Raw genomic sequence first — 12,066 nt, 5'->3', positions numbered from 1 at the left:
GCTTTGCGCGCCAAGTTCAAAGCCCCAAAGCGAAAAACTATCGGGAAAATGATGTGCGAAATGCGCGCAGCGCCGTTTTGGTGCCATTCTAAGTGGAGCAGCGCGCCAATGCGTCAGACGCTGGGCGCATCCACACCGGGCACGTCATCGTGGCGAAAAACAAAACAACGGTCGCGCCGAATCGCAATCCATAGGGGCGTGCCATGTTTTGGTAAAAACACGGATGGGACCGAGGCGGTCAGGATTGATCCGTTGTCCTCCATCCGGAAATCAACAAGGCTTTCTTTGCCGATGAAGCGCGCGCGATCCACCAAAGCACGCGCCCAAACACCGTGGTCATGCGTGGGGCTTGGGCCTTTGCCGCCTCGATCAAAGTCGATCTTAAGGTGCTGTGGGCGAATGACGATATCCACCTTCGCGCCATCTGGCACGCCGGGGGCAAGAAATTGTCCAAAAGCGGTATCGGTCAACGCCCCCTGCACTCGCCCGGGAATCACATTAACGTCCGAGAAAAAGGCCGCAGCCTTCAAATCCACCGGTGAGTTATAAAGGTTATAAGGCGCGCCACATTGAACGATCCGCCCGTCGCGCATCAACGCAATCTCGTCCGCCATGCGCATGGCTTCTTCGGGTTCGTGGGTCACCAGCAGAACCGCAGCGCCTTCGTCTTTCAAAATGCCCAGTGTTTCGTCCCGAATACCGTCACGAAGTCGGTTATCAAGGCCAGAAAATGGCTCGTCCATCAACATGATTGATGGACGCGGCGCCAACGCGCGGGCCAACGCCACACGTTGTTGTTCACCGCCGGACAATTCATGCGGAAAGCTGTCGATGAAACGCGCCAGCCCGACTTTTTCAAGCAATTCGCGTACGCGCAGCCGCTTTTGGGTGCGCGATCCACTCAGACCAAACGCCACGTTGTCCGCGACTGACAAATGCGGAAACAGCGCAAAATCCTGAAACATCAAACCAATGTGGCGCTTTTCAGGCGGCAGGAACACACCCGGACCCGCCACTTGTTGACCGTCGATCCACACCTCGCCCGAGGTCTGGCGATCCACGCCCGCAATGATCCGCAGCGTCGTGGACTTGCCGCAGCCCGACGGCCCCAACAATCCAGTAACCTGCCCTGCCTGCAACGATAGCGACACGCCACTGACAACCGGGCGTCCGCCGAACTCCCGATGAAGGTCTCGGATTTCCAACCGTGCTTTATTCAGGGTGGCACCATCCATGGTCGCGGGCTGGTCCTTTGCATAATCCGCAGGCGCGGGTGGATATCCGATGAATTCCATCAGGCTTTCATTGGGGCATATCAGCCCCCCTTTTGCCCCGCAAGCCCCACGCCTGATCTGTCGTCGATACGACACAGCACTTGGCGGTATTGTCGCTTTCAGCCTAGCGTTGCCACACGAAACCCCGATGCTGGCCAAATACCCCGAGGTCTTGATGCGCTTTCTTATTACATTTGCACCGCTTCTATTATCCGTTGTCCTGCTGCAACTCAGCTCGGGCGGGGTTGGTCCGTTGGACGCGTTGTCGGGGCTGAAGCTTGGCTTCACCAAGGCCGAAATCGGGATGTTGGGATCGGCGCATTTCGTCGGCTTCTTTGTCGGCTGCTGGTGGGCGCCGCGCTTGATGGGCACAGTTGGTCACGCCCGCGCCTTTGCCGGGTTTACCGCGATGGGGGCCATTGGGCTGCTGGCGCATATGCTGTGGGTTGATCCTGTGCCGTGGGCCGTCATGCGCATCGCGACCGGGCTTAGCGTCGCGGGCGCATACACGGTGATCGAGGCGTGGATGAACGCGAGCATCACGAACGAGACCCGAGGCCGCGCAATGGGCGGCTACCGGGCGGTCGATCTTGGCGGATCGCTTGCCGCACAACTTCTGATCGGCGTGTTGGAGCCTGCGCATTACGTGTCTTACAACGTGCTGGCCCTGACTTGCTGTGCAGCCATCCTGCCCCTTGCCCTGACCCGCACGCCGCAACCCGTGACCCCCAGCACCCCCCGCCTGCGCCCCGCGCTTGCTTGGGTGCGATCGCCCCTGGCCGTCGCGGGCGTCATCGTCGCGGGCATCACATCGGCCGCATTTCGGATGGTCGGCCCGATCTATGGACAAGAGGTCGGCCTTGCCACCGGGCAACTGGCTTGGTTTCTGGCCAGCTTCGTTCTGGGCGGCGCGCTCGCCCAGCTTCCGGTGGGCTGGCTGGCCGACCGATATGACCGTCGCGCGGTGCTGATCGGTCTGTCCATTGCAGCGATCCTAAGCTGCAGCGTAACCGTCATGGCATCCAGCATGGGCCAAAGCGTGGCGTTCCTAACCGCAGGGCTTTTCGGCTTCACCACCTTTCCGATCTTTTCGGTCTCCGCCGCCCACGCCAACGACTTTGCCACCAGCGAAGAACGGGTCGAACTGTCGGCCGCGCTGATGTTCTTTTACGCCGTCGGGGCCATCGCGTCGCCCTTGGTGGCCTCGGGTCTGATCGAACATTTCGGCCCCTCCGCCCTGTTCGCCTTCATCGCGGTCGGGCATCTGGGCTTGATCGTGTTCGGTCTGGCGCGAAGCCGGCAACGCCCGACGCGCACCATCCGCACGCCCTATACCTATACGCCGCGCACGTCGTTTTCGATGGGTCGATTGTTTGGCAAGCTGCGCGATCGCGACTAGGCGACAGTGCTGCGACCTGCATGTGATCCGAAACTCTGGCAATGGCGATGGGCATCGCGTATACGGCCCGAAACCGAAAAACACCCCGCAGAACCGGAGCACACATGAACCGCGTCCTTATCACCTCGGCGATCCCCTATATCAACGGGATCAAGCACCTCGGCAATCTGGTCGGCTCGCAACTGCCCGCTGATCTTTATGCGCGCTATAACCGTGGCCGGGGTCGCGAGGTCATGTTCATCTGCGCCACCGATGAACACGGGACGCCCGCCGAGTTGGCCGCCGCCAAGGCTGGCAAACCGGTGGCCGAGTTCTGCGCCGAAATGCACGCGGTTCAGTCCGAAATCGCTGACGGTTTCCGGCTTTCGTTCGACAATTTCGGGCGTTCATCGTCCGAGCGGAACCATAAGCTGACCCAGCATTTCGCAGGCAAGCTGGCCGAGAACGGTTTGATAGAGGAGGTGTCGGAGAAACAGGTCTATTCCCACACCGATGGCCGCTTCCTGCCTGATCGGTATATCGAGGGCACCTGCCCCAATTGCGGCTATGACGGCGCGCGCGGCGATCAATGCGAAAACTGCACCAAGCAACTGGACCCAACCGACCTGATCGAACCACGTTCGGCCATTTCCGGGTCGACCGACCTTGAGGTGCGCGAGACCAAGCACCTGTACCTGCGCCAGTCCAAGCTGAAGGACAAGCTGGACGCTTGGATTGATACCAAGACAGATTGGCCGGTCTTGACCACCTCCATTGCCAAGAAATGGCTGCATGACGGGGACGGGCTGCAAGACCGGGGCATCACCCGCGATCTGGACTGGGGCGTCCCGGTCAAGAAGGGCGATGAAGACTGGCCGGGCATGGAAGGCAAGGTCTTCTATGTCTGGTTCGATGCGCCCATCGAATATATCGCCGCCACCGCCGAGCTGGCTGACAAGCTGGGCGAGCCTGACGCCTTCTGGCACCGCTGGTGGCGCCCCGACAAGGGCGCCGACGACGTGCGGTACGTGCAGTTCATGGGCAAGGACAACGTGCCCTTCCACACGCTCAGCTTCCCCGCGACGATCATGGGGTCGGGCGAGCCGTGGAAGCTGGTCGATTACATCAAATCGTTCAACTATTTGAACTATGACGGCGGGCAATTCTCGACCTCCAGGGGGCGCGGCGTGTTCATGGATCAGGCCCTGTCGATCCTGCCTGCAGATTACTGGCGCTGGTGGCTCTTGAGCCACGCACCCGAAAACTCAGACAGTGAATTCACTTGGGAGAATTTTCAGGTCAGCGTGAACAAAGACCTGTCAGACGTGCTGGGCAACTTCGTCAGCCGCGTGACCAAGTTCTGCCGCTCGAAATTCTCGGAAGCCGTGCCGGACGGTGGCACCTATGGCGATCTGGAACAGGCTCTGATCGCAGACCTGACCGCCAAGACCCGCGCCTATGAGGCCCATATGGAAGCGATAGACGTGCGCAAAGCCGCGCAGGAACTTCGCGGCATCTGGGTCGCGGGCAACGAATACCTGCAAACGGCGGCCCCGTGGACGACCTTCAAGACCGACCCGGAACAGGCGGCGGCGCAGATCCGTTTGGCGCTAAACCTGATCCGTTTTTATGCTGTGCTGTCGGCGCCCTTCATACCGGATGCGTCGAAAACGATGCTTGAGGCAATGAATGCCCAAGACGACACTTGGCCCGATGACGTCCCCGCAGCGCTCGGCGTGCTGCACCCCGGCCACGCGTTCACGGTGCCTGAAAACGTGTTCGCCAAGATTTCAGATGAAGATCGCGAAAGCTGGCAAGAACGATTTGCTGGAAGTCGCGACTGATCAAATCGTCAATGACGATCTCAAAACGCCCTTTCCATCGGAAGGGGCGTTTTATGTTTCATCTGACAAACGACCCCATCACCGATCCCATCAACACCCGATATGGCACTTACGCTCCCATTTCACACCACATCTGGCTTTTCGCTTTATTTTCCGTCGAAACGAGCTATCTTTAATGAAACATAACGATAACCGGATTATTTACCGGACAGATGGGTATCAAGGGCGGCAAGAAGTTGACGATCGCGAAGGGTAAGCCACGGCCGATACGGCTTTCGCTAAGTGACAAGCGATCTGTGCGCACGCAGTTTGGCGCACTTCCTTACCGTTTGAAGGACGGCAAGGTGGAAATCTTGTTGATCACCACCCGCGGCTCTGGTCGCTGGATTCTTCCGAAAGGTTGGCCGATGGATGGCGAAACGCCCGCCGGATCAGCCGCCACCGAGGCTTATGAAGAAGCCGGGGTCGAAGGCAAGCTTAGCCACAACGTGCTTGGCTTTTATGCCTATAACAAAGCGCATGATGGTGGTCGCTTGCCCTGCGTCGTCGCAGTCTTTCCCCTGAAGGTCAAGAAACAGCACAAATCTTTCCCGGAAAAGGGGCAAAGGCGGCGCAAATGGGTCTCTCAAAGAAAAGCCGCGCAGTTGGTGTGGGAGCCTGAACTGCGCCGCATTATCAGGGATTTTGACCCGTCTGAGGCCAAGTAACTGTCAACACCTATACTCGTTTTGTCGCCGTGGGTTGCACCTGTGAGGCCGGATCGCCATATTCAGTTGATCAGGTTATTTTGGGACCAAACATGATCCGCTATGCACTGAAATGCGACCAGAACCATGCATTTGAAAGCTGGTTTCAGAACGCCGCAGCCTATGACGGGCTGCTTGCGGCGGGGCATGTCAACTGTCCCGAATGCGGATCCATCAAGGTCGAAAAAAGCCTGATGGCCCCCAAAGTGCGCCCGGCAAGGGCCGCCGCAAGTGCGCCGGTGCCAGCCGACCCCGCCGCGTCAACACCGCTCGCCGCGCCTAATTCAGAACTTGAGGCCGAGATTGCAAAACTGCGCGCCAAGGTTGAAGCCGAAAGCGAATATGTCGGCAAGTCCTTCACCGAAGAAGCCCGCGCGATGCATCTTGGCGACACGCCTGAGCGGTCAATCTATGGCGAGGCTAAGCTGGCGGACGCCAAAGAGTTGTTGGAAGATGGCGTCCCTGTGATGCCTCTGCCCTTCACCCCAACACGCAAATCTAACTGACCGCGATCAACGGTCACGCCGCGCCCAAGCGCGCGCAGACTTGCGCTTTCCCCCCCCACGCCCTAAACACGCCCGGACACAAAAACACAGACGGGGTTTGGGGCTAAGATGCCTATTCTGGTGATGAAATTCGGCGGCACCTCGGTCGCCACGCTGGACCGGATCCACCGGGCCTCGAAACGGGTCGCACGTGAGGTGGCGAACGGCTATGACGTGATCGTCATCGTGTCGGCCATGTCGGGGCGCACAAACGAGCTGGTGGGCTGGGTCGAAGAAACCTCGCCGCTGTTTGACGCCCGTGAATATGACGCGGTGGTCAGTTCGGGCGAGAACGTGACCGCTGGTCTGATGGCCCTGCGTCTGCAGGAAATGGACGTCCCCGCACGCAGTTGGCAGGGCTGGCAAGTGCCGGTTCAGACCACCAGTGCCCATTCAACAGCGCGCATCGAAGACATTCCGCCCGCAAACATCAAAGCCAAGTTCAGCGAAGGCATGAAAGTGGCTGTGATCGCAGGCTTTCAGGGGATCAGCCCAGAGGGGCGCATCACCACGCTAGGACGCGGTGGGTCAGACACCACAGCCGTGGCCTTTGCGGCGGCCTTTGGCGCGGAGCGCTGCGATATCTATACCGATGTGGACGGCGTTTACACGACAGACCCGCGCATCTCGGACAAGGCCCGCAAGCTGGACCGTATCGCATTCGAAGAGATGTTGGAGCTTGCATCGCTGGGCGCAAAGGTCCTGCAAACCCGCTCGGTCGAGCTGGCGATGCGCTATAAGGTGAAGCTGCGCGTCTTGTCGAGCTTCGAAGAATATGACCCGGAAGCAGGCACGTTGGTCTGCGACGAGGAGGATATCATGGAAAGTAAAGTTGTTGCCGGTGTCGCCTATCAGCGCGACGAGGCCAAGATGACCCTGATTTCGGTGGCCGACCGCCCCGGCATCGCATCCGCCATCTTCACCCCGCTGGCTGAGGCCGGCGTGAACGTGGACATGATCGTTCAGAACATCTCGGAAGAAGGTCGCACGGACATGACTTTCTCGTGCCCCGTTGATCAGGTTGCACGTGCGGAAAAGGCGATGATGGATGCGAAGACGAAGGGCGACATCAACTTCCACGACATCGTGGCCGACAAGGATGTGGCCAAAATCTCGGTCGTTGGGATCGGGATGCGCAGCCACACGGGCATTGCCGCCAAGATGTTTCAGGTGCTGTCGAACGAGGGCATCAACATCAAGGTCATCACCACCTCCGAGATCAAGATCTCGGTTCTGATCGACCGCAAATATATGGAACTGGCTGTGCAGGCGCTGCATGATGCGTTCGAGTTGGAGAAAGCTTAAGCGCTGTCCGACCCAAGATCCTGCGCCAAGCCGCTCAGGATCACGTCGAGGCCTAGATAAAACCACGCAGCCCGGCATGCTGGCGGGCGACACGCAATTGGCGTCGCCCCAAACGGCATAACGCCCAAATGCGCGGCGATTGCGCAAGATGCCGCCGGGGTTAATAGTTTTCAGTCAAAACACCGTAAGGAGTTTCTGGAATATCTGCCGCGCTCGCTTTACGGTGGCTTTGGTCCAAGTGGTTCGACGGATTGCCCAATCGTGGGTGGCTCGATAACGCCCACAGGAACAGGGAACGGTAAGAATGGCAGAAAGCCAGCAAAGTGACAGTCGCAAACTTCTGGTCAAGCTGCGCGAAACGCTCGCCTCGGCGTCGCAGGGTCAGGAGCGTCTGGACAGAATTACCACGTTGATCGCCGAAAGCCTTGGCGTAGAAGTGTGTTCGATCTATCTGTTTCGCGACAGCGAAACGTTGGAGCTTTGCGCGACCGAAGGGTTGAACGCAGCCGCCGTACACAAGACCCGACTGCGTGTTGGCGAAGGCTTGGTGGGGCGCGTTGCGCGCCGGGGCCGCCCGATCAACACCATAAACGCGCCATCCGAACGCGGCTTTCGTTATATGCCCGAAACCGGCGAAGAAATTTATTCCAGCTTCCTAGGTGTGCCAATCCAGCGTCTGGGCGAAAACCTTGGCGTTCTGGTCATTCAGTCCAAAGATGAACGCGAATACTCTGCCGACGAACTATATGGCCTTGAAGTCGTTGCTATGGTGTTGGCCGAAATGACCGAGCTGGGCGCTTTTGTTGGCGAAGGCGAGGCGATGGGCGCTCTGCATCAACGCCCCAGCACCTTCACCGGAGGCATCGGGCAGGAAGGCGCGGCCGAGGGTCATGTTTGGCTGCACGAACCGCGCGTTGTTGTGACCAACCCCGTCGCCGACGACCCCGAGGTCGAGCTGGTGCGCCTGCATGACGGGATCGAGACGTTGCGCGTTTCGGTGGACGAGCTTTTGGCGAACACCCTGACCAAAGACAAAGACCAGATGCAGGTCCTTGAAGCCTATCGGATGTTTGCCAACTCCAAAGGTTGGCTGCGTCGGATGGAAAGCGACATCAATCTTGGCTTGTCTGCCGAAGCGGCGGTCGAGAAAGAACAATCCGCCGCCCGTGCCCGGATGAGCCAAGTGCCCGACGCCTATCTGCGCGAGCGCTTGCACGATCTGGATGACCTGTCCAACCGACTTTTGCGCATCCTCACGGGTCAGGGAAAGGAAACCGGCGCGGAAATGCCCGAAAACCCGATCCTGATTGCCACCAACATTGGTCCGGGTGAATTGCTGGAGTACGGACGCGGGCTGCGTGGCATTGTGCTTGAAGAGGGCTCGATCGCAAGCCATGCGGCAATTGTCGCGCGCGCTTTGGCTATTCCCCTGATCGTACAAGCTGGCCGTATCTCGACCGAGGCTTTGAACGGCGACCACATCCTTGTGGACGGCGAAAACGGCATCATCCATCTGCGCCCCGAAGAAACAATCGTGAATGCGTTCCGCGACAAAATGGCGATGGAGGCCGCGCAGCAGGAACGCTATCGCAGCCTTCGCGACAAGCCCGCGCAAGGTTTGTGCGGCACCGAGATCAAGCTGCACATGAACGCCGGTCTGATGGCTGATCTGCCCTCACTTGAAAACTCAGGCGCGGCAGGCGTCGGGCTGTTTCGCACCGAGCTTCAGTTCCTGACCGTTGATCGGGTGCCACGTCGCGGCGATCTCGCCGCCACCTATGCCCGCGTGCTGGACGCCGCCAAAGGCAAGCGCGTGGTATTTCGAACGCTCGATATCGGGTCGGACAAGGTGCTGCCCTATATGAACCCGCTGGACGAACCGAACCCGGCGCTGGGTTGGCGTGCGATCCGTGTCGGGCTGGACAAACCCGGCGTCATGCGGATGCAATTGCAAGCCCTGATCCGGGCCGCCGCAGGTCGCAATCTGAGCGTGATGTTTCCGTTCATCGCGCAGATGGATGAATTTCGCGATGCCCGCGAAATGGTCCTGGCCGAGATCGAACGCGAACGCGCGCTGGGTCATATCCTGCCCGAGAATACCGAGATCGGCGCGATGCTGGAAACCCCGTCGATGGTTTTTGCGCCGCAGCAGTTTTTTGAAATGGCCGATTTCATCTCGATCGGTGGCAACGATCTGAAGCAGTTTTTTTATGCAGCTGACCGTGAAAACGAACGTGTGCGGCGTCGATATGATACGCTGAACGTCTCATTCCTGAACCTGATCGAAGAAATTGTGACCCGTTGCAGCGCGGCCCGCACGCCGCTGAGTTTCTGTGGCGAAGACGCCGGGCGACCCATCGAAGCTGTGTGTTTCGCAGCTTTGGGTATGCGGCAACTTTCCATGCGCCCCGCCTCGATCGGTCCAGTTAAACATTTGATAAGGCGGACAAACATCCTTGAGCTAGGTGATGTAATAAACGAGGCACGACTGTCCGGCGCGCAATCTGTGCGTCCCGCGGTGTTAGAGTTTTTGACCCGGAAAAAACACGCCTGACCCGACGCGGCGCTTTCGCCATTCAAGAAAATTTTAAGTGCTTATCACTTTTTTCATAGGTTTAGAACAAAACTGGAACGGTATAAAGGAGACTGCCTATGCCGTTCAGTATTGTCATCACCGGAATCTTCACGGGAACCCTCGCCGCCGCATTTGCCATTAGCCTCGACAGCGGGGCCATGTGGGCCATGTTGTCTTACTCTATGTCCGGCGCTCTTGCCTTGTTCGGGGCCGGGCTTATCATTTCGATCCGCCGCAACCTTTGGCCGCGCAAAGGTTGGTGGTTCATGTCACGACGGACAGGTTGGCACGCGCGGTTGGACCAGATGGCGCGCCAATCCGGCGGCGCAGCACAGGTCGGCCTGTTTACAGCGGTCAAGCGGAACCCACAGGTTCGGATGTAACCCGCGTGACGTTCCCTGTGACTCCCGCCCAAGCGCCGTCCTGAAGCCGGTAGCCCAGCACGCGGTCCGGGTTGGTTGGGGGCGGCATAACGATGCCGTCCAGTTTGGAAAACCCGAACCGTGCGTAATAAGGCGCATCGCCGACCAGCATCACCCGCGCAATGCCAAGGCCTTGCGCCACCAGAAGGCTTTCGCGGATCAGGTGACCGCCCAGCCCCTCGCCCTGACGAGTTGGGTGCACGGCGACGGGCCCAAGAAGTAACGCCGCATGTCGTCCGGCGTCCCCGACAATTGTCACTGGCCAATAGCGGATCGCGCCCGACAAGATACCGGCATCATCGCGTGCGACCAACGACATGTGAGCCACAGGCGCAATACCGTCGCGCAACCGATACGACGACAACGCCTCGCGCCCCGGCGCAAAGCAAAGATCGTAAAGCGCCTCGACCTCCCACCAATCCTCTTCGGTTTCTTCTGTCAGGTGATACACCTGCTGCCCCTCGTCTTCTGCCGTTCATTGCTGCTATCACGGCAGAACGTCAAAAAGGAAGGGAGAAGCGGGTGTTCTATAAGCCGAAAAATGGGCACGGGTTGCCACATAACCCATTCAACGCGTTGATTGTCCCGCGCCCCATCGCTTGGATTACAACCCGCGGCGCGGATGGGTCGGAAAACCTTGCGCCCTATTCGTTTTTCAATGGGGTCGCCTATGATCCGCCACAGGTCATGTTCGCCACCACCTCGCGCAAGGAAGATCGCGAACTGGGCAAGGATACGATCGACAACATCAACGCGACAGGTGTCTTTTGCGTCCATATGGTGGGGGAAGAATTGACCGAGGCGATGAATATTTCGGCTGGCGGCTATCCCCGCACCGAGGACGAAATCGCGACGGCCGGGTTGCAGCGGGTCGAGTGTTCGACAATTGCGGCGTCTCGCCTGCCTGCCGCACCCGCTGCATTGGAATGCAAACTGACACAGATTACCCGTCTGCCCGGCGATGAAAACCTGGTCTGCTTTGGCGAGGTAACAGGTATTCATCTACGCGATGATTGCCTTGTGGATGGCATCTTCGACATAACCCTCGCGCGCCCTTTGGCGCGGCTTGGCTATCGCGACTACACGGTTGTGACGGACAAGTTTGCCCTGAAACGCCCCGGTGAATAGACGCCTTTGTCCCGGCCTGCTAAGGTAAAGAAGCAGCCATGGAGGGTGTCATGAACAAAGCGGCCTGATTTCCACATTTCTATTTCTAAAGGAGATCCCATGCCGTTTGTCATGCCCGACGCCGCGCACGTCCACCCCGTCACCCTGCCCGATGGTTCCACCCATGACGGCACAGTTTTTCTGTCCAATGTGATCGACCAAGCAAATATCGAGGTTGGCGACTTCACCTACGCCTCGGATTTCGACCCTCCCCCGCCGGACGGCTGGGCGGCCCGCTTAGCGCCATACTTGTTCCCTATGTCCGAAGGTCGTTTGATCATCGGCAAGTTCTGCCAGATCGCCCACGGTGTCCGGCTCATCACAGCGTCGGCCAACCACGCCTATGCTGGGCTGACCAGCTTCCCTTTTGGTATTTTTGCGCTTGATCAGGAGGTTATGGCACAACCCGATTGCCGCGACACGCGCATCGGCCATGACGTGTGGCTGGGCTATGGCGCGATCATCTGCCCCGCGGTGACGATCGGAAACGGCGCAATTATCGGCGCGGGATCGGTCGTGCGCGAGGATGTGCCGGATTATGCCATCGTGGCAGGCAATCCGGCCCAAGTGGTCAAGATGCGCCTCCCTGCCGCCGACATTGACCGGGTAAATCAGCTTGCGTGGTGGGATTGGCCAACGGATCAGATCGCCCGCGCACGTGTGGCATTAGATGCGGGCGATCTGGCTTCATTGGAGGCGTTATCCCATCAGATCGCAGACAAACTCTAAGATCAACAGCCCATTGGTAATGCCAAGCGCGGCGCGAACGCGCGATGCACATGGCGCGTAATCCAAACGCACCGTAAGATA

The 12,066-nt window shown here is 59.0% G+C and carries 11 protein-coding genes; 9 read left to right on the top strand and 2 right to left on the bottom strand.

From position 1 onward, the window contains the following. Positions 1 to 113: 113 nt before the first annotated feature. Positions 114 to 1,235 (bottom strand): ABC transporter ATP-binding protein, encoded by a 1,122-nt coding sequence (locus MUY35_RS12935; RefSeq protein ID WP_248369531.1) that lies wholly within the window; start codon positions 1,233 to 1,235, stop codon positions 114 to 116. Between the two features lie 214 nt (positions 1,236 to 1,449). On the opposite strand from MUY35_RS12935, the gene MUY35_RS12930 reads away from it, so the two are divergent. From MUY35_RS12930 to MUY35_RS12900, 7 genes are all read left to right on the top strand, one after another. Then, positions 1,450 to 2,673 carry an MFS transporter gene (locus MUY35_RS12930; RefSeq protein WP_248369529.1) on the top strand — a complete coding sequence of 408 codons (1,224 nt, stop codon included), beginning with the start codon at positions 1,450 to 1,452 and terminating at the stop codon, positions 2,671 to 2,673. Between the two features lie 104 nt (positions 2,674 to 2,777). Then, a complete protein-coding gene (gene metG, locus MUY35_RS12925) occupies positions 2,778 to 4,496 on the top strand; it encodes a methionine--tRNA ligase (protein WP_248369182.1) in 1,719 nt (572 codons plus the stop codon). Between the two features lie 296 nt (positions 4,497 to 4,792). Beyond that, entirely contained in the window at positions 4,793 to 5,203 is a 411-nt protein-coding gene (locus MUY35_RS12920; protein WP_248369179.1) for an NUDIX hydrolase, read from the top strand. 92 nt (positions 5,204 to 5,295) lie between these two features. Beyond that, positions 5,296 to 5,748 carry a DUF1178 family protein gene (locus MUY35_RS12915; protein ID WP_248369176.1) on the top strand — a complete coding sequence of 151 codons (453 nt, stop codon included), beginning with the start codon at positions 5,296 to 5,298 and terminating at the stop codon, positions 5,746 to 5,748. Between the two features lie 108 nt (positions 5,749 to 5,856). Continuing rightward, positions 5,857 to 7,092, top strand: a complete 1,236-nt coding sequence (locus MUY35_RS12910; protein ID WP_248369173.1) for an aspartate kinase — start codon at positions 5,857 to 5,859, stop codon at positions 7,090 to 7,092. Positions 7,093 to 7,396: 304 nt separating this feature from the next. Further along, positions 7,397 to 9,646, top strand: a complete 2,250-nt coding sequence (ptsP, locus tag MUY35_RS12905; RefSeq protein WP_248369170.1) for a phosphoenolpyruvate--protein phosphotransferase — start codon at positions 7,397 to 7,399, stop codon at positions 9,644 to 9,646. Positions 9,647 to 9,744: 98 nt separating this feature from the next. Next, positions 9,745 to 10,050: a hypothetical protein gene (locus tag MUY35_RS12900; RefSeq protein WP_248369167.1), complete on the top strand. Its 306-nt coding sequence runs from the start codon at positions 9,745 to 9,747 to the stop codon at positions 10,048 to 10,050. Here the strand turns inward: MUY35_RS12900 and MUY35_RS12895 are convergent. Then, positions 10,022 to 10,540 carry an N-acetyltransferase gene (locus tag MUY35_RS12895; protein ID WP_248369164.1) on the bottom strand — a complete coding sequence of 173 codons (519 nt, stop codon included), beginning with the start codon at positions 10,538 to 10,540 and terminating at the stop codon, positions 10,022 to 10,024. The genes MUY35_RS12900 and MUY35_RS12895 overlap by 29 nt on opposite strands. Positions 10,541 to 10,611: 71 nt before the next feature. Between MUY35_RS12895 and MUY35_RS12890 the strand changes: the two genes are divergently transcribed. Then, complete coding sequence (locus MUY35_RS12890) at positions 10,612 to 11,217, top strand: flavin reductase family protein (RefSeq protein ID WP_248369162.1); 606 nt, start codon at positions 10,612 to 10,614, stop codon at positions 11,215 to 11,217. Between the two features lie 99 nt (positions 11,218 to 11,316). After that, positions 11,317 to 11,985, top strand: a complete 669-nt coding sequence (locus MUY35_RS12885; protein ID WP_248369160.1) for a CatB-related O-acetyltransferase — start codon at positions 11,317 to 11,319, stop codon at positions 11,983 to 11,985. Positions 11,986 to 12,066: the final 81 nt, after the last annotated feature.

Source organism: Aliiroseovarius sp. S1339, assembly GCF_023195695.1.
Classification (GTDB): Bacteria; Pseudomonadota; Alphaproteobacteria; order Rhodobacterales; family Rhodobacteraceae; genus Aliiroseovarius.
This window is presented reverse-complemented; position numbering and strand designations above follow the sequence as displayed.

Bases quoted from the DNA above. Each gene is read 5' to 3' on its own strand.
- MUY35_RS12935 (WP_248369531.1), bottom strand. From the start codon at position 1,235: ATGGATGGTGCCACCCTGAATAAAGCACGGTTGGAAATCCGAGACCTT.
- MUY35_RS12930 (WP_248369529.1), top strand. From the start codon at position 1,450: ATGCGCTTTCTTATTACATTTGCACCGCTTCTATTATCCGTTGTCCTG.
- metG (WP_248369182.1), top strand. From the start codon at position 2,778: ATGAACCGCGTCCTTATCACCTCGGCGATCCCCTATATCAACGGGATC.
- MUY35_RS12915 (WP_248369176.1), top strand. From the start codon at position 5,296: ATGATCCGCTATGCACTGAAATGCGACCAGAACCATGCATTTGAAAGC.
- MUY35_RS12910 (WP_248369173.1), top strand. From the start codon at position 5,857: ATGCCTATTCTGGTGATGAAATTCGGCGGCACCTCGGTCGCCACGCTG.
- ptsP (WP_248369170.1), top strand. From the start codon at position 7,397: ATGGCAGAAAGCCAGCAAAGTGACAGTCGCAAACTTCTGGTCAAGCTG.
- MUY35_RS12900 (WP_248369167.1), top strand. From the start codon at position 9,745: ATGCCGTTCAGTATTGTCATCACCGGAATCTTCACGGGAACCCTCGCC.
- MUY35_RS12885 (WP_248369160.1), top strand. From the start codon at position 11,317: ATGCCGTTTGTCATGCCCGACGCCGCGCACGTCCACCCCGTCACCCTG.